Origin of the sequence: Streptomyces afghaniensis, assembly GCF_044327915.1 — a bacterium.
Lineage (GTDB): Bacteria > Actinomycetota > Actinomycetes > Streptomycetales > Streptomycetaceae > Streptomyces > Streptomyces afghaniensis.
The window spans coordinates 132350-154738 of record NZ_JBIRGJ010000009.1 but is presented as its reverse complement, the minus strand read 5'-3'; the positions used below and the strand labels follow the sequence as shown (position 1 = coordinate 154738).

Here is a 22389-nt window from a genome sequence, read left to right as displayed (position 1 = left end):
GCGCGGGGCGTTGTTCTGCGTGACGGCCGTGGCGGGGAAGACCCCCGAGCCCCCACCACGGCCGCAGACAACTCCGAGATTCCGGCGTGTCAGGCGAGCCCGGCGCGTTCCAGGGCCTCGGTGCCGGCGCGGAGGGACGCGAGCCGCTCGTCGAGGGTGAAGCCCGCCGGGGCGAGGCTCAGGGTGGTGACGCCGGCCGCCGCGTAGGCCTTCATCCGGTCCGCGATCCGGTCGACGGACCCCAGCAGCGTCGTCTTGTCGATCAGCTCGTGCGGCACGGCGGCCGCGGCGCCCTGCTTGTCGCCGGACAGGTACTTGCCCTGGATCTCGGCGGCCTCCTTCTCGTAACCCATGCGCTGGGCGAGCTGGTTGTAGAAGTTCTGCTTGGGGCTGCCCATGCCGCCGACGTACAGCGCGGTGTAGGGGCGGAAGGTGTCGGCGAGCGCGGCGACGTCCTTGTCGTCGCCGACGGCGATCGGGACGGTCGGGCAGACGTCGAAGCCGTCGAGCGCCTTGCCGGCCTTCTCGCGGCCGGCGCGCAGGTACTTGATCGTTGTCTCCTCCAGGTGGTCGGCGGAGGGGAAGATCAGCAGGGCACCGTCGGCGATCTCGCCGGTCTGCTCCAGGTTCTTCGGGCCGATCGCGGCGATGTACAGCGGGATGTGCTCGCGCTGCGGGTGCACGGTCAGCTTGATGGGCTTGCCCGGGCCGCCGGGCAGGGGGAGCGTCCAGTGCTGCCCCTCGTAGGACAGGCGCTCGCGCGTCATGGCCTTGCGGACGATCTCGACGTACTCACGCGTGCGTGCCAGCGGCTTGTCGAACTTGACGCCGTACCAGCCCTCGGAGACCTGCGGGCCGGAGACGCCGAGGCCGAGGCGGAAGCGGCCGCCGGAGAGGGAGTCGAGGGTGGCGGCCGTCATGGCGGTCATCGCGGGCTGACGGGCCGGGATCTGGAAGATGGCCGAGCCGACGTCGATGCGTTCGGTCTGGGCCGCGACCCAGGTCAGTACGGTGGCGGCGTCGGAGCCGTAGGCCTCGGCGGCCCAGCAGACGGCGTATCCGAGCCGGTCGGCCTCCTGGGCGACGGCCAGATTGTCCGCGTCCATTCCGGCACCCCAGTAGCCGAGGTTGATACCGAGCTGCATGCCGTATCCCCTTACCGATCAGTAACGTGCACGTGCGGAGACCTTAGCGCGCGGCTCGGCGGGGGCCTAGCGACGGGCAGCGGTGCCGGACAACTCACGGCCGGGCCCGTGAAATCGGCTGTCCACAGCACACCACAGGGAAGGCTCTGGCCAGTAATCTCGGCGTTCATGGAGCAGAGGCATCTCGGCCGCACCGGCCTGCGTGTGTCCCGGATCGGGCTCGGCACCCTGACCTGGGGACGGGACACCGACGAGCACGACGCCGCGGACCTGATGAAGACGTTCTGGGAAGCGGGCGGGACCCTCGTCGACACCGCGGACGTGTACGGCGACGGGGACGCCGAGTACCTGCTCGGCAGGCTCATGGACGGCCTGGTGGCCCGCCGGGACCTGGTCATCTCGACCAAGGCCGGCAGCGTGCCCGATCCCGACCGCCGCTTCGACACCTCCCGCGGCCATCTGCTCTCCGCGCTGGACGCCTCGCTCTCCCGGCTCGGCACCGACTACGTCGACCTGTGGCACGTGCACGCCTTCGACCCGGACACCCCGCTGGAGGAGACCCTCCAGGCCCTCGACCTCGCGGTCGCCAGCGGCCGGGCCCGCTACGCCGCCGTCTCCAACTTCTGCGGCTGGCAGCTCGCCAAGGCCGCGACCTGGCAGCTGGCGGCCCCCGGCACGCGGACCCGGCTGGCGGCCACGCAGCTGGAGTACTCGCTGCTCCAGCGGGGCGTCGAGCGCGAGGTCCTGCCGGCCGCGCTGGACCTCGGCATCGGGCTGCTGCCGTCCTCGCCGCTGGGGCGCGGGGTGCTCACGGGCAAGTACCGGGGCGACACGACGCCACCGGACTCGCGCGGTGCCTCGGAACACCTCGCGCCGTTCGTCGCGCCGTACCTGGACGACACCGCCAGGCGCATCGTGGACGCCGTGACGACCGCGGCCGACGGTCTCGCGGTGACACCGCTCCAGGTGGCGCTGGCCTGGGTCCGCGACCGGCCCGGGGTGGCCGCGCCCATCGTCGGCGCGCGCAACGCGCAGCAGCTCACGGCGGCGTTGTCAGTGGAGACCCTTAGTCTTCCTGACGAGATCTGCCGGGCGCTCGACGACGTGTCGGCGCCTGTGCACCGCTATCCCGATCACGACTGGAGCACGCTGTGAGCACGGAGCCGGAGACCACGGAGGACGCCGAGCCGGGGACGCCGACCGGTGGTGCGGAGACCGAGGGGGTCCAGGGGCCCACGGGGGAAGCAGCCGGTTCCGGTGAGGTGTCCGAGGGCGAGGGGACCGAGGCGGCTGCGCCCGGTTCCGGTGAGGTGTCCGAGGGCGGGGGCACCGAGGGGGACGCAGCCGATGCCGGTGACGTGTCGGAGGCCGAGGCCGAGCTGCGGGCCCAGCGCGCGGAGCGGGAGCGGATCGAGCAGCGCAAGGCCGGGAAGAAGGCGCCGATCGAGGCCGGCACCAAGCTGAGCGGCAAGGCCGCCGATCTGCTCGCGGCCGTACGCGCCGTGGAGAGCGGCGAGAAGCCGGTCGCCGCGGTGTTCGCGGAGCCCGAACCCGCCCCCCGGCGCTCCGCCCCTGAGCCGGTACGACGGCCGCAGCCGGTGGCGGCCGAGGCCGTCGCCGCGTCGACGGCTCCCGCACCGGCGGCGGTGCAGGCCGTGCGGCAGGTGCTCGGCGAGGGCGGTGCCCCGGAAGTGCTCGCGCCGCAGGTCGCGGCCGCACTCGGCGAGGGCGCCGACGAGCTGCTGCGGGCCGACCCCTGGCAGTTGCTGCGGGTCGCCGGCGTGCGGCCCGAGCAGGCCGACGGGTTCGCCCGGGCCCTGCTCGGCGCCGAGTGCGGCCCCGACGACGAGCGACGGGGCCGGGCCGTCACCGTCTGGCTGCTGGAGCAGGCCGCGCTGGCCGGGCACACCGCGCTGGAGATGCCAGCGCTCCTCGCGGCCCTGGCCCAGCGGGGCGTGCCGGAACCCGACGGTGCCGTGCAGGACGCGATCGCGGAGGGCGAGGCGCTGGTCTTCCAGGACGCGCTGGAGGAGACCAGTGGCGCCTCGGCCCGGGCCGAGGAGGAGGACACGGAGGAGGACGAGGAACGTCCGGTCCGCGTCCTGGTCGGGCTCGAGCGGTACGCGCTCGCGGAGGAGAGCCTGGCCGACGGTCTGGCCCGGCTGGTGAACTCGGTGCCCAAGCAGGACGGTTCGGCCGAGGACTGGGAGCGGGCCGCCGCCGGGGCCCGGGGTTCGACGGCTGAGCTGCTCCGCGCGGTCGCCGCGCACGGCCTGGTCCTGCACACCGGCGGTGAGGCCTCACTGACCGAGCCCGCGGCACTGCTGACCGCCGCGCACACCCTGGGCCTGCGCGCCTGGGCTGCCACCCACGGCCCGATCGGCCGCACCCGCTTCGCCGCCCTGCTGCGCCGGTCCGGCCACCCGTCCGGCCCGGCAGCGGCGTCGGACCTCCCCGGGCAGGCCGCCGAGACGCCCGGCGCCGCGCCCGGCGCCCCCTCCCCCGTGGCCACCGTCGCCGGGCTGCTCTCCGGGGCCGAAGGGCCCGGCCGGGACGGAGACGGGGCACTGGATCTCGATCTGCTCGTCGTGCTCGACGCGCCGCAGCTGGATGTCGAGACGGCCGCGCTGCTGACGGAGTCGCTGCCGGACGGGGCGCGGCTGGTGCTGGCCGGGGATCCGGCGGTGCTGTGGTCCGTGGGTCCGGGCCGGGTGTTCGCGGATCTGCTCGCGGCGCGGATCTGTCCGCAGGTCGCCTCGCGGCAGCCGGACCCCGGGCCGCTGGGCGAGCTGGTCTCCGGAATCGGCGTCGGTGAGCTGAACCAGGTCGAGGCCCCCGGCAAGGAGGTCGTGATCGTGCCGGTGCGGGACGCCGGCGAAGCCGTGCACCGGACCGTGCAGCTCGTCGTGGACTCGGTGCCGCGGGCGATCGGTGTACCGGCCGAGCAGACGCAGGTGATCACGCCGGGGCACGGCGGCGCCGTCGGCACGCGCGCGCTCAACGCGGCGTTGAAGGAGCGGCTCAATCCGGGCCCGGGCCGCTTCGGCGGCTTCGACCCCGGTGACCGGATCGTCTACTCCCCCGTGCCGGGCCGTGCGCTCCCGGGCCGCGTGGTCAAGGCGGATGCCCAGGGGCTGCACCTGGCGTGCGAGGGCGAGGACGTCGTCGTGCCGAAGGAGCGCGTGGAGCAGTCCGTGCGGCACGGCTGGGCGCTCACCGCGCACCAGGCGGTCGGGAGCCGGTGGCCCGCGGTGGTCGTGGTGCTGCCCGGCGATGCGGCGCAGGCCCTGAGCCGGCCGTGGGTGTACACCGCGTTCGGGCGGGCCGACCGCCATCTGTCCGTCGTGCACGGCGTGGAACAGGCGTTGCCGAGGGCCGTGGCCGAGGTGCCGGCGAAGCCCCGGACGACCCGGCTTCCGGTGCTGCTCGCCCCGCAGATCAGCAGCTGACGACGGCGGTGGTCACGGGCGGGCCCGTGACCACCGCCGTCGGGTGGCTGACGTGTGCGCTCAGCGGCGGTCCGCGTCGAGCGGCTCCAGGTCCTCGTCCTCGTCCAGATCGGTGTCGAGGTCGTCCTCCAGCTCCTCCGCCTCGTCCTCATCGTCGTCGACGTCGTCGATCTCGTCGTCGAACACGGCGCTGACATCGAAGCGGCAGACGACGCTCTGCGGATCGACCTGCTCGAACGGCGCCTCGAGCCACTCGCCGGGGTCCGCCGGTTCCTCCGACGCCGTCACCCAGAGTGTGGAGTCGCCCTCCTCCAGCCCGAACTCCTTGTGCCGGGAGGCGATCTCGTCGGGTTCGAACTCGCCGAAGAGGAGACCGAGCGCACCGTGGATCGTCCCGGAGGCGGCCGGGCCGTCCTCGCCCTCCGCGGCCTCGATCCGCTGCGCGTGCGCCAGCAGCCGCTGTGGCTCCGCCACCGCGTAGTCGCGGCGGATCAGCACGCTCAGCGCGTTCGGTTCCTCGGGCCCGGTGTACGGGGGCAGCGCGTCCTCCGTACCGGGGATCTCGAAGGGTGTGACCTCGTCGTAACGGTCGTAGAGCAGTTCGTCGTACACCTCTGCGGCCGCGGCCAGCTGGTTGAACGCCTCGTAGACGGCCGGGTCGTCCTCCCCCGACCTGCGTTCGACCGCGGCCAGGTGGCGGTCGAGCGCGGTCTTGACCGCCTCGGCGGCGGCGCGTACCTCGGCAGCGGTGGGCTGCGCAGCATCAGACATAGTGCAGACGCTATCCGTACCAGGCCCCAGCCCGCACAATAGATGCGATGCCGGAATACGAATTTGTCGACGTGTACGTGCCGCGGGGGGTCTCCCGCAAGGAAGCGGCGCGTCTGCTGACGGACCATGCCGAGTACGGACACTGGGAGTTGGATCGTCTGAGCCTGCTGCGCGACGGCAGCCGCAAGGTGCGGTTGCGCCGGCGGATCATCCGTCAGGTGCGGGCCACGTGGTGAGCTGAGACGGGGCACTGGGAGAAGGCACACACGGGAGCGGGCCCCGCATCGGCGGGGCCCGCTCCGTTTCCGCGGGTGTCAGGCCTTTCCCGGGGTGTCAGGCCGAGGTGCGCGCCTTGCGGTAGAGGATCGAGCCCGCGAGCAGCGCGCCCGCGCCGGCCGGCAGAGCGAGGCCGAGCGGCAGGTCGCTGCCGGTGCTGGCGAGCTGGGAGTCGCCCTTGGGCTGGGTGACGAACTGGCCGCCCGGTTCGTTGCCGTGCGAGGAGCCGCCCGGCGTCTCGTCGTCCGCTCCGGGCGGGGTGCCGGGGTCGCCCGGGTTTCCGGGGTTTCCGGGGTCGCCCGGGTTTCCGGGGTCGCCCGGGTTTCCGGGATCGCCCGGATCACCGGGGTCGCCCGGGTTCCCGGGGTTGCCGGGATCACCGGGGTTGCCCGGGTTCCCGGGGTCGCCCGGGTTTCCGGGATCACCCGGGTCGCCCGGCTGTCCCGGGTTCTCGTGGCCGCCGCCGGGCGGGTCGGTGTGGTGCCCGCCGGAGCCGCCGTTCGCGCAGTCGTTGCCCGTGCTGGAGTTGCCGGCGCCGATGACGTCGACGCTGTTGCCGCAGACGTTCACGGGGACGTGGATCGGCGCTTGCACGTGGTTGCCCGAGCCGACGCCGGGCGAGTCACTGGCATGGCCGCCGGCGTGCGAGCCGCCGTTACCGCCCGAATCGCCGTATCCCCCCGACGACGATCCGCCACCCTCGTTGGCGCACGAGTTGCCCACCGACGGGTTGAGGACACCGATCACGTTGACCGTGTTCCCGCAGACGTTGACCGGAGCGTGCACCGGCGCCTGCACCGTGTTCCCGGACAGCACGCCGGGCGAACCCGAGCCGGCGCCCTGGGCGCCCGAGTCGGCGTGCGCGGAGCCGCCCGCGGCGGCGATCACGCCGGTCGCGGCCGCCACGGTCATCAGACCCTTGCGGGTGACCTGTCGCATTTCCTGAATACCTGCCTTCGACCTGTCTCGAATTCTTCTCGAATTCCTCGAAAGAAGCGTTCGGTCCCGGAGCGCATGGCATGCGCTCCGGGACCGATGGCTTTAGAACTCCCCTCGAAGAGGGGGGAGCGTCACTTGTTGACGCAGGTGTTGCCGAAGGCGGGGTTCAGCAGCCCGATCACGGAGACCGTGTTGCCGCAGGCGTTCACCGGGATGTGAACGGGCACCTGAACAACGTTGCCGGACAGGACGCCCGGGGAGTGCACGGCAGCACCCTGGGCACCCGAGTCGGCGACGGCCAGGCCCGCGCTCGCGAGAACCAGCCCACCGGTGGCAGCCGCAGCAGCGACGACCTTCTTGATCATTATTCCTCCTAGTTGGCAAAGCGACCCATCTTGCGATCGCATTACCTGTAACGAGGAGGGAGTAATGAGGCTACGAGCTTATGGTCGCATTCACCCTTCCCAGTCGATCTCGCACGCCCGACCGAATAACGGTGTTTCGTATGGGCGGTTTCAGGACGCGTCGATGAACCGGTCGAGCACCCGCGCGCCGAACTTCAGGCCCTCCACCGGCACCCGCTCGTCCACGCCGTGGAACATGCCGGCGAAGTCCAGCTCCGGCGGCAGCTTCAGCGGCGCGAAGCCGAAGCCCCGGATGCCCAGGTCGTCGAAGGACTTCGCGTCCGTCCCGCCGGAGAGCATGTAGGGGATCGCCTTGGCGGTCGGGTCCTCGGCCAGCAGCGAGGACTGCATCGCCTCCACGAGCGCCCCGTCGAAGGTGGTCTCGACGGCCTTGTCGGCGTGGACGTCCTCGCGCCGCACCTTCGGGCCGAGGATCCGGTCGAGGTCGGCGAGGAACTCCTCCTCGTGCCCGGGCAGGAACCGTCCGTCGACGTGGGCGGTCGCCTCGCCGGGGATGACGTTGACCTTGTAACCGGCGCCCAGCTGCGTGGGGTTGGCCGTGTTGCTCAGCGTCGCGCCGATGAACTTGGCGATGCCGCCGAGCCTCACGAGGGTCGACTCCATGTCCTCCGGGTCGAGCTCGGTGCCGAGCGCGTCACCGAGCTCGTCGAGGAAGGCGCGGGTGGTCTTGGTGACCCGCACCGGGAACTTGTGCCGCCCCAGCCGCGCGACGGCCTCCGACAGCTCGGTGATCGCGTTGTCCCGGTGGATCATCGACCCGTGCCCGGCCGTGCCGGCCACGGTGAGCTTCATCCAGTGCATGCCCTTCTCGGCCGTCTGGATCAGGTACAGCCGCCGCTCCTCGCTCACGGTGAACGAGAATCCGCCCACCTCACTGATCGCCTCGGTGACGCCCTCGAAGAGGTCCGGGTGGTTGTCGACGAGGTAGCGGGCCCCGTACGTGCCGCCCGCCTCCTCGTCCGCGAGGAACGCGAGCACGATGTCGCGCGGGGGCTTGCGCCCGCTGCGCATCCGGTCCCGCACGACCGCGAGGGTCATGGCGTCCATGTCCTTCATGTCGACGGCACCGCGGCCCCACACGCAGCCGTCGGCGATCTCGCCGGAGAAGGGGTGGTGGGTCCAGTCGTCGGCGTTGGCCGGTACGACGTCGGTGTGGCCGTGGATGAGGAGCGCGGGCCGGGACGGGTCCTCGCCCTCGATCCGGGCCACCGTGGAGGCGCGGCCCGGGTGCGACTCGAAGATCTGCGGTTCGAGCCCCACCTCGGCGAGCTTCTCGGCGACGTACTCCGCCGCCTTGCGCTCGCCCGGACCCGAGTGGTCGCCGTAGTTGCTGGTGTCGATCTGGATCAGCTCGCGGCAGAGGTCCACGACCTCGTCCTCGCCGGTGACGCTCCTGGCCGTGTCCGTCTCGCTCACGTGCTTCCTCCCGCTGTCACTGCTGGTGGGTCCTCCTCATCCTCCCCCTCCACGGCCCGCACCCCAAGACCGGTCCCGGCCCGTCACACGCCGTTCACGCCCGGCGGGGTGCGGGCGGGGGGTGATCGGCCACCCCTGAGAGCCTGGTAATGTTTACGTCGTCGCCGCGGGGAGAACCCGCGCGACAGACACCTTGTCCGGGTGGCGGAATGGCAGACGCGCTAGCTTGAGGTGCTAGTGCCCTTTATCGGGCGTGGGGGTTCAAGTCCCCCCTCGGACACAGATCGAAAAGCCCCTCTTGTCGAGGGGCTTTTCGTCGTTTCCGGGGAGCGAGGTCTCCCGCGGGAGGAATGTGGGCGACATCTCGCCAGGCCGGCAGAAGCACAGGTGGGAGCCGGGGCGCCGGGCCTACGGGATGTCCCGCGTTTGCCTCCGAGTGGCGGACATGACAGGGCGAAGTCACCCGACCACTAGAGTATTGGGCTTGTTCGCACCGGAACGGAACATCCCCAGGCAGACCTGCGGGCCCGCCGGCGCCCCGGATGGTCCGGGTTCGAGACTCGAGGATCCGATGGCCGCCCTGCCCGAAAGCCCTGACCTCAACGTGCTGGACCGGGAGCTGAGCACAGCCCTGAGCGACGTGGCCCGTTTCTCCGCCGGTCCCGCGGCCTCCCCCCGCACCCTGGTCGACATCTTCGAGGCGTCCGTGCGTTCGTACCCCGACGAGCCCGCGCTCGACGACGGTCACCGGCTGCTCACCTACCGCGCGCTGGCGGTCGAGGTGGAGCACCTGCGGCAGCGGATGGCCGCCGTGGACGTCGGGCTCGGGGACCGCGTCGGTGTCCGGGTGCCGTCGGGCACCAACGACCTGTACGTGGCGATCCTCGCGGTGCTGGCCGCCGGTGCCGCGTACGTGCCCGTGGACGCCGAAGACCCCGACGAGCGGGCCGATCTGGTGTTCGGCGAGGCCGGGGTGCGGGCGGTCATCGGAGCCGGTCACGAGCTGACCGTCCGAGGCGCCGCCGGTCACACCGCCGCCCGGCCCGGTGCCGGGCACGACGCGTGGATCATCTTCACCTCCGGCTCCACCGGGAACCCCAAGGGCGTCGCCGTGAGCCATCGCAGTGCCGCCGCGTTCGTGGACGCCGAGGCCGGGTTGTTCCTCACCGAGGAGCCGATCGGGCCCGGCGACCGGGTCATGGCCGGGCTGTCCGTGGCCTTCGACGCGTCCTGCGAGGAGATGTGGCTGGCCTGGCGGTACGGGGCCTGTCTGGTGCCCGTGCCGCGCTCGCAGGTGCGCAGCGGCGCCGATCTCGGGCCCTGGCTGGTCGAGCAGGAGATCACGGTCGTGTCGACCGTGCCGACGCTCGCCGCGCTGTGGGAGCCCGAGACCCTCAACGACGTACGGCTGCTGATCTTCGGTGGTGAGGCGTGCCCGCCCGAGCTGGCGCAGCGGCTGGTGACGGAGGGGCGCGAGGTGTGGAACACCTACGGGCCGACCGAGGCCACCGTCGTGGCGTGCGCGTCGCTGATGAGCGGCGAGGAGCCGATCCGGATCGGGCTGCCGCTGGACGGCTGGGAGCTGGCCGTCGTGGACGAGGCCGGGGAGCCGGTGCCGATGGGCGGCAGCGGGCAGCTCGTGATCGGCGGGGTCGGGCTCGCCCGGTATCTCGACGCCGAGAAGGACGCGGAGAAGTACGCGCCCCTGGAGTCGCTCGGCTGGGAGCGCGCGTACCGCAGCGGTGACCTGGTGAAGGCCGAGCCGGAGGGGCTGGTGTTCCTCGGGCGGGCCGACGAGCAGATCAAGCTCGGGGGGCGGCGGATCGAGCTCGGTGAGGTGGACGCCGCGCTGCAGGCGCTGCCCGGTGTCGCCGGCGCGGCCGCAGCCGTGCGTACCGCTCGCAGCGGAAATCAGCTCCTCGTCGGGTACGTCGTCATCCAGGAAGGGTGGGATCAGGCCGCCGCCGTCGAGAAGCTGCGTGCCGAACTGCCCGCCGCTCTGGTGCCGCTGCTCGCGCCGGTCGACGAGCTGCCGACCCGTACGTCCGGCAAGGTCGACCGGAACGCGCTGCCGTGGCCGCTGGAGGGCCTGGTCGGCGGTGGGCCGGCCGAGGAGCTGTACGGGACCGAGGCGTGGCTCGCCGAGCAGTGGGGCGAGGTGCTCGGCGTCCCGGTGGGTAGCGCCTCCGACGACTTCTTCGCCATCGGCGGGAGCAGTCTGGCCGCCGCCCAGCTGACGACGAGGCTGCGCACCCGCTACCCGAGTGCGGCGGTGCTGGACCTCTACCAGCACCCGACGCTGCGCAAGCTGGCCCGGCACCTGGAGGAGTCCGCGCAGGGCGACGGCTCCCGGCGGGTGGTAGAGCCGGTGCCGGTACGAGCCGGGGTGCTGCAACTCCTCCTGCTGCTTCCGCTGTTCACGCTGCTCGGGCTGCGCTGGATGGTGCCGCTGGCCGTCCTCGGGAACGTGCTGGGGGCGTACGCCTGGCTGCCGACCGCTCCCTGGTGGGTCGTGGGCGCCGGGGCGTTGCTGTTCTTCAGTCCGCCCGGACGGCTGGCCATCGCCGCCGGTGGGGCGCGGCTGCTGCTGCGCGGGGTGACGCCGGGTCGCTACGCACGCGGCGGGAGTGTGCATCTGCGGCTGTGGACGGCCGAGCGGCTCGCCGAGTTCAGTGGCGCGGCCTCGCTCACCGGTGCCTGGCTGGAGAGGTACGCCCGGGCGCTCGGAGCCAGGGTCGGGTCCGACGTGGATCTGCACTCGCTGCCGCCGGTGACCGGGATGCTCAAGCTCGGGCGGGGTGCCGCCGTGGAGTCCGAGGTGGATCTGTCGGGCTACTGGCTGGACGGTGACCGGCTGGAGATCGGGCCGGTCAAAGTGGGTGCCGGTGCGGTGGTCGGGACGCGCAGCATGCTGTTCCCGGGTGCGCGCGTGGGTAAGCGGGCCGAGGTCGCGCCCGGTTCCGCCGTCGCCGGGCAGGTGCCCACCGGGCAGCGCTGGGCCGGGGCGCCCGCCGTGAAGCTCGGCAAGGCCAAGCGGAACTGGCCCAAGGAGATGCCGGAGAAAGGCGTGTTCTGGCGGGGGATGTACGGCATTTCCGGGTTCGGGCTGAGTGCTCTGCCCCTTCTCGCCGGACTCGCCGCGCTCCTCACCGTCAGCCTGTTCGTGGCGCCCGGCGCCGGGCTCGGTGAGGCGTTGCGGGGCGCGGCGCTAGCGCTGGTTCCGGCGACCGTGGCCTTCGGTGCGGTGTACGCGCTGCTGCTGCTCGTCGCCGTACGGCTGCTGAGCCTCCGGCTGCGCGAGGGCACGCACCCGACGCACAGCAGGGTCGGCTGGCAGGCCTGGACGGTCACGCAACTGATGGACCAGTCCCGGGAGATGCTGTTCCCGCTGTACGCCGGGCTGGTCACGCCGGTGTGGCTGCGGCTGCTCGGTATGCGGATCGGGCGGGGCGCCGAGGTGTCGACGGTGCTCGCGCTGCCCAGCCTGACCACGGTGGGCGACGGCGCGTTCCTCGCGGACGACACGCTGACCGCGCCGTACGAGCTGGGCGGCGGCTGGATGCGGATCGGGCGCGCGCAGATCGGGCGCCGGGCGTTCCTCGGGAACTCGGGGATGACCGCGCCGGGGCGCAGCGTGCCGGACGGCGGGCTGGTCGGGGTGCTGTCGGCGACGCCGAAGAAGGCGAAGAAGGGCAGCTCGTATCTGGGGCTGCCGCCGGTGAAGCTGCCGCGCAACGCGGGCGGCGGCGACCAGAGCCGGACGTACGAGCCGCCCGCGCGGCTGCTGTGGGCGCGGGGCCTGGTGGAGTTGTGCCGGATCGTTCCGGTGCTGTGCTCGGCCGCGCTGGCGGTGCTGACGGTGGCGGCGCTGAGCGCGCTGGGTGGCTGGGCGTGGCCGTTGGGCGGGGTCGTGCTGCTGGCGGTGGGGGCTGCGGGGTGCGCTCTGTCCGTGCTCGCCAAGTGGCTGCTCGTGGGGCGGCACCGCAGTGGTGAGCACCCGCTGTGGAGCTCCTTCGTGTGGCGCAACGAGCTGGCTGACACGTTCGTCGAGGTGGTGGCGGTGCCGTGGCTGGCCGGGCGCGTGCCCGGTACGCCGCTGATGACGCTGTGGCTGCGCGGGCTCGGTGCCCGGATCGGCCGGGGCGTGTGGGTGGAGAGCTACTGGCTGCCGGAGACCGACCTGGTGACGCTCGGCGACGGGGCGACGGTGAACAGGGGCTGTGTCCTCCAGACCCACCTCTTCCACGACCGGATCTTGCGGACGGATACTGTGGTCCTCCGTGAGGGCGCCACACTGGGCCCGGGCGGAATCGTCCTGCCCGGCAGCGCCGTCGGGGCCCGCACCACGCTGGGTCCGGCGTCCCTGGTCATGGCCGCGGAGTCCGTTCCCGACGACACGCGCTGGCTGGGCAACCCGATCGAGGCATGGCGTCGCTAGGCGGGACCCCCGCGGGGCCGGGGGGCTGACGGACGTCGTACGAGCGCAGTGCAGGGAGCGGACGCAACAGTGGCGGTTCAGCAGTCAGTGGGTCAGGATCCGTACTTCCCGGGCAACGGTGACCTCCGGTACCGGGTGCATCGGTACGAGCTCACGCTGGACTACCGCCCCGCGCCGAACCGGCTGTCGGGAGCGGCGCGGATCAACGCCATCGCCGGCCGTGGCCAGCTCACCGAGTTCCAGCTGAATCTCGCGGATTTCCGGGTGGGCCGGGTGAGGGTCGACGGTCGCGCGGCGCACTACACGCACCGGGGCGGCAAGTTGCGCGTCCGCCCGCCGAAGCCGCTGCGCACCGGTGCCGCGTTCACCGTCGAGGTGCAGTGGTCGGGTAACCCCCGGCCGGTGAGCAGCCCCTGGGGCGGCCTCGGCTGGGAGGAGCTGGAGGACGGGGCGCTGGTGGCGAGCCAGCCGGTCGGGGCGCCGTCCTGGTACCCGTGCAACGACCGGCCCGCCGACAAGGCCTCGTACCAGATCTCGGTGACGACGCCGTCGGCCTATGCGGTGGTGGCCGGTGGACGCCTGCTCACCCGCACGACGAAGGCCTCGACGACCACCTGGGTGTACGAGCAGGCGGCACCGACCTCCAGCTATCTGGTGGGGCTGTCGATCGGGAAGTACCAGACCGTACTGCTGGGCGACCCGGGCCCGGGCGGGGTGCCGCAGCACGGGCACATTCCGGCGCACCTGCTCCCCCGGTTCTCCCGGGACTTCGCACGGCAGCCCGCGATGATGGAGCTGTTCCAGGAATTGTTCGGGCCGTACCCGTTCGATGAGTACGCGGTCGTCGTGACCGAGGAGGAGCTCGACGTCCCAGTCGAGGCGCAGGGGTTGTCGCTGTTCGGGTCCAATCATGTGGACGGAGCGCGGGGTTCGGAGCGGCTGGTCGCGCACGAGCTGGCGCACCAGTGGTTCGGCAACAGCGTGTCCATCGCCGACTGGCGGCAGATCTGGCTGAACGAGGGGTTCGCGAAGTACGCCGAGTGGCTGTGGTCGGAGCGCTCGGGAGGCCGCGGCGCCCAGCAACTGGCCGCCGCCGCACACCGGTCGCTGTCCGCGCTGCCGGAGGACCTCAAACTCGCCGATCCGGGGCGGAAGTCGATGTTCGACGACCGTCTCTACCAGCGCGGCGGGCTCACCCTGCACGCGGTGCGGTGCGCCCTGGGTGACGACGCGTTCTTCCGCATGCTGCGCGGGTGGGCGGGCCTGCACCGGGGCGGGGCGGTGACCACGGCGGCCTTCACCGCGCATGTGGCGCGGTTCGCGGACGAGCCGCTGGACGAGCTGTTCGACGCGTGGGTATACAGGACGGCGCTGCCGCCACTGCCTTCCTCCGGGACGGGTGCGGCCGTCTAGGACAATGACCGGCATGACCATACGTTCCTGCCCCTGCGGCCTCCTGGGGGCCTACGGCGACTGCTGCGGCCGCTACCACTCGGCAAGCGCCGCCGCACCGACCGCCGAGGCGCTGATGCGGTCGCGGTACAGCGCCTTCGTGAAGGGGGACGCCGGATATCTGCTGCGGACCTGGCACCCGCGGACGCGGCCCGGGACGCTGGAGCTGGATCCGCGGATGCGGTGGACCGGGCTGGAGATCCTGGACACGAGTGACGGGTCGGCGTTCCACTCCGCTGGGACCGTGGAGTTCCGGGCGTCGTACCGGGGCGGCTCGCTGCACGAGCGGAGCCGGTTCGAGCGGGTCGACGGGGCCTGGGTGTACGTCGACGGGGAGTTTGTGCAGTAGCGGGTGCTACGGCGCCAGGATGTCCAGTTCCTGGAGGGCGCCGACCGTGATCTCGCGGGTCAGTTCCTCCGCGCGGGCCGCGTCGCCGGCGCGGACCGCCTCGGCGACCTGGACGTGCAGGGTGACGGCCGCCGGGTCGGGGTCCTCGAACATCACGTCGTGGTGGGTACGGCCGGCCAGGACCTCGGCGACGACATCGCCGAGGCGGGCGAACATCTCGTTGCCGGAGGCGTCCAGGATGACGCGGTGGAAGGCCATGTCGTGGACGAGGTACTCCTCCAGCTTGTGGCCCCGTGAGTTGGCGACCATGCCGAGGGCGCACTGGGTGAGTTCGGCGCACTGCTCGGCGGTGGCGTGCCGGGCGGCGAGGCCCGCGGCGGCCGGTTCGATCGCCGAGCGCAGCACCGTGAGGGAGCGCAGCTGGGGGGCGCGGTCCTTGCCGGCCAGGCGCCAGCGGATGACCTGCGGATCGTAGACGTTCCACTCCGACTTCGGGCGCACGGTCACGCCCACGCGGCGGCGGGACTCGACCAGGTGCATGGACTCCAGGACGCGGACCGCCTCGCGCATCACCGAGCGTGACACGTCGAAACGCTGGGCGAGCTCGTCGGTGCGCAGCACGCTGCCCGGCGGGTACTCGCCCGCCGTGATCTCGGGGCCGAGGGTGTCCAGAACATGGCCGTGCAGCCCCCGGCCCGGTGTGCTCATGCACTCAGCGTACGTGGTAGATCACGGAGACAAAAAGTCAGACTTATTCGTCACGGACTCTTGAATTCGTCGTACCTAATGGGTTTCAGTTGCGTCGACATCACGTGTCGACGGAGACAGCAGACAGTGAGGCAGCGATGAACACCCCCCACGTCGTCGTGGTCATGGGCGTCGCCGGCACCGGCAAGACCACCATCGGTCCCCTGCTCGCGGCCCGGCTCGGCGTTCCGTACGCCGAGGGCGACGACTTCCACCCGCAGGCCAACATCGCCAAGATGTCGGCCGGTACCCCGCTCACCGACGAGGACCGCCTGCCCTGGCTGGACGCCATCGGCACGTGGGCGCACGGGCGGGCCGGGCTCGGCGGGGTGGTCAGCTGCTCGGCGCTGAAGCGGTCGTACCGCGACCGGCTGCGGGCCGCCGCGCCCGGCGTGGTCTTCGTGCACCTCACGGGTGACCGCGCACTCATCGAGGACCGGATGTCGCACCGGCAGGGGCACTTCATGCCCACGGCGCTGCTCGACTCCCAGTTCGCCACGCTCCAGCCGCTCCAGGCGGACGAGGCCGGGGTCGACGTGGACGTCTCGGGCAGCCCGGAGGAGATCACCGAGCGGGCGGCGCTCGCCCTGGAGGACCTCCCCGAGCCCGTCCAGTAGCCCCTGACGGTCCCGTCCTGCACTCCCCTCCAACGCAAGGGAAACCCACCCCGTGACCAGACTCAGCGTCGAGATGCTGGCAGCGGACGCACCCGAGCCGATCACCTCGGCCGGCCACGCTCAGCTGGGCATCGCCGTCCTGGCGGGCATCGCCGTCATCGTCCTGCTCATCACCAAGTCCAAGCTGCACGCCTTCCTGGCGCTGACCATCGGGTCACTGGCGCTCGGCGCTATCGCCGGGGCGCCGCTGGACAAGGTCCTCACCAGCTTCAGCACCGGCCTCGGCACCACGGTCGCCGGCGTCGGCGTACTGATCGCCCTCGGTGCCATCCTCGGCAAGATGCTCGCCGACTCCGGGGGTGCCGACCAGATCGTCGACACCATCCTCGCGAAGGCGGGCGGGCGGTCGATGCCGTGGGCCATGGTGCTCATCGCCTCCGTGATCGGACTGCCGCTGTTCTTCGAGGTCGGCATCGTGCTGCTGATCCCGGTGGTGCTGATGGTCGCCAAGCGCGGCAACTACTCGCTGATGCGGATCGGCATCCCGGCGCTCGCGGGCCTGTCCGTGATGCACGGGCTGGTGCCGCCGCACCCCGGTCCGCTGGTCGCGATCGAGGCGGTCAAGGCCGACCTGGGCGTGACACTGGCGCTGGGTGTCCTCGTCGCCATACCCACGGTGATCATCGCCGGCCCGGTGTTCTCGCGGTACGCGGCCCGCTGGGTGGACGTGCCGGCCCCGGACCGCATGATTCCGCAGCGGGCTTCGGAGGACCTGGACAAGCGCCCCAGTTTCGGCGCCACCCTGTTCACGATCCTGCTGCCGGTGATCCTCATGCTGGCCAAGGCGCTCGTCGACATCGTCATCGACGACCCGGAGAACCTGGTCCAGCGGGTCTTCGACGTGATCGGCGCGCCGATGATCGCGCTGCTCGCCTCGGTGCTGGTCGGCATCTTCACGCTGCTGCGGCCAGCCGGGTTCTCCAAGGAGCGGATCTCCCCGCTGGTCGAGAAGAGCCTCGCGCCGATCGCGGGCATCCTGCTGATCGTCGGCGCGGGCGGCGGCTTCAAGCAGACCCTGATCGACACCGGGGTGGGCCAGATGGTCCTGGACATCTCCAAGGACTGGTCGATCCCCGCGCTGCTGCTGGCCTGGCTGATCGCGGTGGTGATCCGGCTGGCGACCGGTTCGGCGACGGTGGCGACGGTCTCGGCGGCCGGTCTGGTCGCCCCGCTCGCGGCCGACATGTCGACCACGCACGCGGCCCTGCTGGTCCTGGCCATCGGCGCCGGCTCGCTGTTCTTCAGCCATGTCAACGACGCCGGGTTCTGGATGGTGAAGGAGTACTTCGGGCTGAGTGTCGGCCAGAACATCAAGACCTGGTCCGTCATGGAGACGATCATCTCGGTGGTCGCCGGCGGCATCGTCCTGCTGTTGTCCCTCGTGATCTAGGAGTGCCACGGCCATGACGGCTCACCCTCTCTTCGACATCAGCGGCCGTACGGCGCTGGTGACCGGCTCCAGCCGGGGCATCGGACTCGCGCTCGCCCGTGGTCTGGCGGAAGCCGGCTGCACGGTCGTCCTGAACGGACGCGACAAGGACCGGCTCGCCGAGGCCGCCGCCGGGCTGCCCGGCGACCGGGTGCACACGGCGGCGTTCGACGTGACCGACGGCCCGTCGGTGACGGACGGGATCGCGGACGTCGAGGAGCGGGTGGGCCCGCTCGACATCCTCGTCAACAACGCGGGCATGCAACTGCGCGCCCCGCTGCTGGAGTTCACCGACTCCGACTGGCACCGGATCCTGGACACCAACCTGACCAGTGCCTTCCTGGTCGGCCGGGAGGCGGCGCGCCGGATGACGGAACGCGGCCACGGCAAGATCATCAACATCTGCTCCCTGCAGAGCGAGGTGGTTCGGCCCGGGATCGCGCCGTACGCCGCCACCAAGGGCGCGCTGAAGATGCTCACCAAGGGCATGTGCGCGGACTGGGGTCCGAGCGGTGTGCAGGTTAACGGGCTCGGCCCGGGCTACATCGAGACCGAGCTGACGCGGCCGCTGGTCGACGACGAGGAGTTCAGTGCCTGGGTGCGGAGGCGCACCCCGGCCGGCCGCTGGGGTCGCACCCAGGACCTGGTGGGCGGGGTGCTGTTCCTCGCCTCCCCCGCGGCCGACTTCGTCAGCGGGCAGGTGCTGTATGTCGACGGCGGTATGACGAGCGTGCTGTGAGCACCTGCCGGGAGGCTGTGATGCTGGGTTGTGTGATCCACGGTCAGGGTGACCTGCGCGTGGCGGAGTTGCCGGTGCCCGAGCCCGGGCCGGGACAGGCGCTGGTCGCCGTGCGGTACGGCGGGGTGTGCGGGTCCGATCTGCACTACTGGCGGCACGGCGGGGTCGGTGACTTCCGGCTCCGGGAGCCGATGGTGCTGGGGCACGAGGTCGTCGGGACGGTGGTCGAGTACGGTGCAGGCGCATCGGGGCCGGCACCGGGTACCGCCGTCGCGGTGCATCCGGCGACCCCGTGCGGGGTGTGTCCGGAGTGCTCGGACGGGCGGCGGAACATCTGCCGGGACACGCGGTACCTGGGCAGTGCGGCGCGCTTTCCGCACGTCCAGGGGGGATTCGCGGCGCGGGTGGTCGTGCCCTGCGAGCAGGTGCGGGCCTTGCCGGACGGTCTGGAGCTGCGCCGGGCCGCGCTCGCCGAACCGTTGTCCGTCGCGCTGCACGCGGTGCGGCGGGCCGGGGAGGTGGCCGGGCGGCATGTCCTGGTGACCGGTGCGGGGCCCATCGGCTGTCTGGTGGTCGCGGCGGCGAAGGCGGCGGGGGCTTCGCGGGTGACCGTCACGGATCTGCTGCCCGAGGCGCTGGAGTACGCACGGGTCGCCGGTGCCGGGACTCTCGTACGGGCCGATGATCCTGACGACCCGGGGTGGCCTTCCGAAGTGGACGTCGCGATCGAGGCGTCCGGGGTGGCTGCCGGGCTCGACACGTGTCTGCGGCGGGTGCGGCGGGGTGGGGTCGTCGTGCAGTTGGGGATGCTGCCGGCGGGGCACAGTGCGTTCGCGGGGAACCTCGTGGTGAGTCGGGAGATCGAGTTGCGGGGGGCGTTTCGGTTCGACGGGGAGTTCGATCAGGCGCTGGAGCTGCTGGCGAGGGAGGGGGCGTTCGACGGGCTCGTCAGTGCGGTGGTTCCCGTGGGGGATGCCGAGTCGGCGTTTGCCCTGGCCGCCGATCGGAGTCGGTCTTGCAAGGTGCTGTTGGATTTCGCCGTGGCGCCGTAGGGGTTGGTGTTGTGGGGCGGGTGCGGGTGCGTTGGGGTTGTTCGCGCAGTTCCGCGCCCCTGTAGGAAACCTACTGGCGCCATAGAGGGTGCTCTCGGTTCGCCCACTCTCTGCTCACCGAACCCGTGCGCATGCCTCTTCTGGATTCCGGGTCGGCCAGGGCCATGCCGATGTGGCCGGCCAGGACGATGCCGATCGTGAGGGCCAGCCAGTCGTGGACGAACGTCGCGCTGGTGCGCCAGAGCAGGGGGGTGAGGTGGGTGAACCACATCATCAGGCCGGTGCCGAGCATGACGAGGGTGGCGCCGGCGATCCAGGACGCGTAGAGCTTCTGGCCGGCGTTGAACTTGCCGGCGGGGCGGGACGCCGGGCGCTTGTCGCGGTGCAGGGCGGCGCGCAGCCAGGTCCGGTCGTGCGGGCCGAAGCGGTTGAGCCGGCCGAGGTCGGCACGGAAGGCGCGGGAGGCGAGGCCCGCCAGGACGGGGACGGGCAGGGCGAGGCCGGCCCACTCGTGGATCCGGACGACCAGTTCGCGGCGGCCGACGAGTTCGGCGAGCTGGGGGACGTAGAGGCAGGCCGCCGTCAGGACGCAGACGCCCATCAGCGCGGCCGTCGTGCGGTGCACCCAGCGCTCGGTCGGGCTGAAGCGCCGGACACCGGCCGGGGCGTCAACTCGTAGGCTCATCGTCACGTCCGTTCGAGCGGCCCACCCAGGCGTCGACGTCGTAGCCGCGCTCCTCCCAGTAACCCGGCCGGACCTCGTCGGTGACGGTGATGCCGGAGAGCCACTTGGCGGACTTGTAGAAGTACATGGGCGCCACGTAGAGGCGGACCGGGCCGCCGTGGGAGTGGCCGAGGTCCTTGTCCTGCATGCGCAGGGCGACCAGGACGTCCGCGCGGCGGGCCTGGCCGAGGGTGAGGCTCTCGGTGTAGGTGCCGTCGAAGCAGGTGAAGCGGATGGCCTTCGCGGTGGGGCGGACCCCGGCGGTGTCGAGGAGGCGGGACAGGCGTACGCCCTCGAAGGGGGTGTCGGGGACGCGCCAGCCGGTGACGCACTGGACGTCACGGACCAGTCGGGTCTGGGGCAGGGCCTTGAGGTCGGCCAGGGTGTAGGTCGTGGGGTGGTCGACCAGGCCGTCGATCGTCAGGCGGTAGCTGTCTGCGTTCTTGCGGGGAACGGACGAAGCGACCGAGTAGTAGCGGAAGCCGCCGCCGTTGGGGAGGAGGCCGGTCAGGCCCGTGGGGTCCTTGTCGGCCGCGCCGCCGAGGAAGGCCTCCAGGCCGCGTTGCAGCGGGGGCGCGGCGACCACGCCCGCAGCGCCCAGGGCAAGGGTGCCGAGGAAGACGCGGCGGCCGATCGGGGTGCCCCGCTCTTCGGGGCGTTCGTCGTTCACACCCTGGTGTACGTCCTCGTTCACGTTCTCATTCGAACACCCGCGGTCCCGTGAGGACAGGGATCGCGGGTGCTCGTCAGAGTTCCGTAACCATTCCTTACGTGGCCGGGGTCAGGACGACGCCGCCTTGTCCAGCTGGAACGCCTCGTTGCCGAGGCCGATCCGGGCGTGCTTCTCGGGGGCGCGGGCGCGCAGCACCAGGCCCAGGACCAGGCCGGCGACCAGGGCGAGGCCGATGATGCCGGGCAGCACCCAGCTCAGCGAGGAGTCCGGGCCGGCGCCGACGAGGACCTCGAAGTCCTTCACCGTGTAGCCGGCGATCACGAGCAGGGAGAGGCCCGCCAGCGCGGAGGTGACCAGCCGCCAGGCCTGGGCGCCCGCGGCTCCCCGGCGGACGAAGAAGACGACGACCGACAGCGAGGCCGCCGCCATCAGCACGATCACGCCGAGGGCGCCGATGTTGCCGAGCCAGGTGAACAGCTGCAGGACCGGTGCGGTCGGGTCGCCGACCGGCTTGTCGTCGGCGATCGCGAAGGCGACCACGACGACGACGGCCACGACGGTCTGGAGCAGCGAGCCGGTGCCGGGAGCGCCGCTGGTGCCGCTGGTGCGGCCGAAGGCGGCGGGCAGCAGGCCCTCGCGGCCCATGGCGAAGGCGTACCGGGCGACGACGTTGTGGAAGCTGAGCAGCGCGGCGAACATGCCGGTGACGAACAGGACGTGCAGGACGTCCGTGAAGGTGCCGCCGAGGCGGGACTCGGTGAGGAAGAACAGCAGTCCGGCGCTCTGCTTCTGGGCCGTGCCGACGATCGCCGAGGGGCCGGTGGCGACGGTGAGGGCCCAGCTGCTCAGCGCGAAGAAGACGGCGACTCCGCCGACGGCCAGGAACATCACGCGCGGCACGAGGACGTGCGGGCGGCTGGTCTCCTCGGCGTAGACGGGTGCCTGTTCGAAGCCGAGGAAGGCGGCGATGCAGAAGCACAGCGCGGTGCCGACGCCCGCGCCGGTGAGGGTGTCCGGGTTGAAGGCGTGCAGGGAGAGGCCTTCCTTGCCGGGGTCGGCGAGAGCGGCGACGTCGAAGATGACGACGAGGAGCACCTCGATGACGAGCAGCACGCCGAGCACGCGCGCGTTGACGTCGATCTTCAGCCAGCCCAGCAGGCCGACGGCGAGCGCGGCCAGGAGCGCCGGTATCCACCAGGCGATCTCCACGTCGGCGTAGGTGGCGAGGAGTCCGGAGACCTCGAAGCCGAAGATGCCGTAGATGCCGATCTGGAGCGCGTTGTAGGCGACGAGGGCGACCAGGGCGGCGCCCGCGCCGGCGGTGCCGCCGAGGCCGCGGGAGATGTACGCGTAGAAGGCGCCCGCGTTGTGGACGTGGCGGCTCATCTCGGCGTACCCGATGCTGAAGAGGATCAGGACGACGCCCAGGACGACGAAGAGCAGCGGCTGCCCGACGATGCCCATCACCGCGAATGTAGTGGGCATGACACCGGCGACCACCATGAGCGGGGCGGTCGCGGCGAGGACGGAGAGCAGCAGACCCCCGGTGCCGAGCCGGTCTGCGCGCAGGGCGCGCTCCTGCCCCTTGAACGTACTGATGCCGCCGGCTGCGGATGTGCTCGTACTCGTATGCGTGCTCGAACTACTGTCCGTGGTCATCGGGAGAGCATCCTCACTTCTGGATTTCC

General features: G+C 71.9%; 19 protein-coding genes and 1 tRNA gene. 11 read left to right on the top strand and 9 right to left on the bottom strand.

The window, feature by feature from the left end; all coding sequences use genetic code 11:
* Positions 1–89: 89 nt before the first annotated feature.
* The gene (locus ACH4G3_RS32675) at positions 90–1145 is read right to left on the bottom strand and encodes an LLM class F420-dependent oxidoreductase (protein WP_397627895.1); all 1056 of its coding nucleotides are present in this window, start codon (positions 1143–1145) and stop codon (positions 90–92) included.
* Between the two features lie 168 nt (positions 1146–1313).
* Between ACH4G3_RS32675 and ACH4G3_RS32670 the strand changes: the two genes are divergently transcribed.
* Positions 1314–2300: an aldo/keto reductase gene (locus tag ACH4G3_RS32670; protein ID WP_355848605.1), complete on the top strand. Its 987-nt coding sequence runs from the start codon at positions 1314–1316 to the stop codon at positions 2298–2300.
* Positions 2297–4594 (top strand): helix-hairpin-helix domain-containing protein, encoded by a 2298-nt coding sequence (locus ACH4G3_RS32665; protein WP_397627894.1) that lies wholly within the window; start codon positions 2297–2299, stop codon positions 4592–4594. Before ACH4G3_RS32670 ends, ACH4G3_RS32665 begins: the two co-directional genes overlap by 4 nt.
* A gap of 60 nt (positions 4595–4654) precedes the next feature.
* Here the strand turns inward: ACH4G3_RS32665 and ACH4G3_RS32660 are convergent, their stop codons facing one another.
* Positions 4655–5365, bottom strand: a complete 711-nt coding sequence (locus tag ACH4G3_RS32660) for a hypothetical protein (protein ID WP_397627893.1) — start codon at positions 5363–5365, stop codon at positions 4655–4657.
* Between the two features lie 47 nt (positions 5366–5412).
* Between ACH4G3_RS32660 and ACH4G3_RS32655 the strand changes: the two genes are divergently transcribed.
* Positions 5413–5601 (top strand): DUF5703 family protein, encoded by a 189-nt coding sequence (locus ACH4G3_RS32655; protein ID WP_020276814.1) that lies wholly within the window; start codon positions 5413–5415, stop codon positions 5599–5601.
* A gap of 97 nt (positions 5602–5698) precedes the next feature.
* Here the strand turns inward: ACH4G3_RS32655 and ACH4G3_RS32650 are convergent, their stop codons facing one another.
* The 3 genes from ACH4G3_RS32650 to ACH4G3_RS32640 form a co-directional block, all read right to left on the bottom strand.
* The gene (locus ACH4G3_RS32650) at positions 5699–6580 is read right to left on the bottom strand and encodes a chaplin (RefSeq protein WP_397627892.1); all 882 of its coding nucleotides are present in this window, start codon (positions 6578–6580) and stop codon (positions 5699–5701) included.
* 131 nt (positions 6581–6711) lie between these two features.
* Positions 6712–6945, bottom strand: coding sequence for a chaplin ChpH (gene chpH / locus ACH4G3_RS32645; protein WP_397627891.1), 234 nt, complete (start codon positions 6943–6945; stop codon positions 6712–6714).
* A 150-nt stretch (positions 6946–7095) separates the two neighbouring features.
* Positions 7096–8421 (bottom strand): M20/M25/M40 family metallo-hydrolase, encoded by a 1326-nt coding sequence (locus ACH4G3_RS32640; protein ID WP_397627890.1) that lies wholly within the window; start codon positions 8419–8421, stop codon positions 7096–7098.
* 195 nt (positions 8422–8616) lie between these two features.
* On the opposite strand from ACH4G3_RS32640, the gene ACH4G3_RS32635 reads away from it, so the two are divergent.
* The 4 genes from ACH4G3_RS32635 (at position 8617) to ACH4G3_RS32620 (ending at position 14660) form a co-directional block, all read left to right on the top strand.
* Positions 8617–8701 (top strand) — tRNA-Leu (locus ACH4G3_RS32635).
* A 291-nt stretch (positions 8702–8992) separates the two neighbouring features.
* Entirely contained in the window at positions 8993–12859 is a 3867-nt protein-coding gene (locus ACH4G3_RS32630; RefSeq protein WP_397627889.1) for a Pls/PosA family non-ribosomal peptide synthetase, read from the top strand.
* A 69-nt stretch (positions 12860–12928) separates the two neighbouring features.
* Positions 12929–14272: a M1 family metallopeptidase gene (locus ACH4G3_RS32625; protein ID WP_397627888.1), complete on the top strand. Its 1344-nt coding sequence runs from the start codon at positions 12929–12931 to the stop codon at positions 14270–14272.
* Between the two features lie 13 nt (positions 14273–14285).
* Positions 14286–14660 carry a YchJ family protein gene (locus tag ACH4G3_RS32620; RefSeq protein WP_397627887.1) on the top strand — a complete coding sequence of 125 codons (375 nt, stop codon included), beginning with the start codon at positions 14286–14288 and terminating at the stop codon, positions 14658–14660.
* A gap of 6 nt (positions 14661–14666) precedes the next feature.
* On the opposite strand, the gene ACH4G3_RS32615 is transcribed toward ACH4G3_RS32620, so the two are convergent.
* Positions 14667–15368 (bottom strand): FadR/GntR family transcriptional regulator, encoded by a 702-nt coding sequence (locus ACH4G3_RS32615; RefSeq protein WP_397627886.1) that lies wholly within the window; start codon positions 15366–15368, stop codon positions 14667–14669.
* Between the two features lie 137 nt (positions 15369–15505).
* On the opposite strand from ACH4G3_RS32615, the gene ACH4G3_RS32610 reads away from it, so the two are divergent.
* From ACH4G3_RS32610 to ACH4G3_RS32595, 4 genes are read left to right on the top strand one after another with little or no spacing between them, the layout of a single operon-like run.
* Positions 15506–16024: a gluconokinase gene (locus tag ACH4G3_RS32610; protein ID WP_397620417.1), complete on the top strand. Its 519-nt coding sequence runs from the start codon at positions 15506–15508 to the stop codon at positions 16022–16024.
* Between the two features lie 52 nt (positions 16025–16076).
* Positions 16077–17474, top strand: coding sequence for a GntP family permease (locus ACH4G3_RS32605; RefSeq protein ID WP_354748217.1), 1398 nt, complete (start codon positions 16077–16079; stop codon positions 17472–17474).
* Positions 17475–17487: 13 nt separating this feature from the next.
* Positions 17488–18252: an SDR family oxidoreductase gene (locus ACH4G3_RS32600; protein ID WP_397627885.1), complete on the top strand. Its 765-nt coding sequence runs from the start codon at positions 17488–17490 to the stop codon at positions 18250–18252.
* 20 nt (positions 18253–18272) lie between these two features.
* Positions 18273–19304: an L-idonate 5-dehydrogenase gene (locus tag ACH4G3_RS32595; RefSeq protein ID WP_397627884.1), complete on the top strand. Its 1032-nt coding sequence runs from the start codon at positions 18273–18275 to the stop codon at positions 19302–19304.
* 70 nt (positions 19305–19374) lie between these two features.
* On the opposite strand, the gene ACH4G3_RS32590 is transcribed toward ACH4G3_RS32595, so the two are convergent.
* The 3 genes from ACH4G3_RS32590 to ACH4G3_RS32580 all read right to left on the bottom strand — a co-directional run bounded on the left by ACH4G3_RS32590 (position 19375) and on the right by ACH4G3_RS32580 (position 22360).
* A complete protein-coding gene (locus tag ACH4G3_RS32590; protein WP_397627883.1) occupies positions 19375–19989 on the bottom strand; it encodes a cytochrome b/b6 domain-containing protein in 615 nt (204 codons plus the stop codon).
* Complete coding sequence (locus ACH4G3_RS32585) at positions 19973–20698, bottom strand: molybdopterin-dependent oxidoreductase (RefSeq protein ID WP_397628126.1); 726 nt, start codon at positions 20696–20698, stop codon at positions 19973–19975. The genes ACH4G3_RS32590 and ACH4G3_RS32585 overlap by 17 nt, the downstream gene beginning before the upstream one ends.
* Before the next feature lie 111 nt (positions 20699–20809).
* A complete protein-coding gene (locus tag ACH4G3_RS32580; RefSeq protein WP_397627882.1) occupies positions 20810–22360 on the bottom strand; it encodes an APC family permease in 1551 nt (516 codons plus the stop codon).
* Positions 22361–22389: the final 29 nt, after the last annotated feature.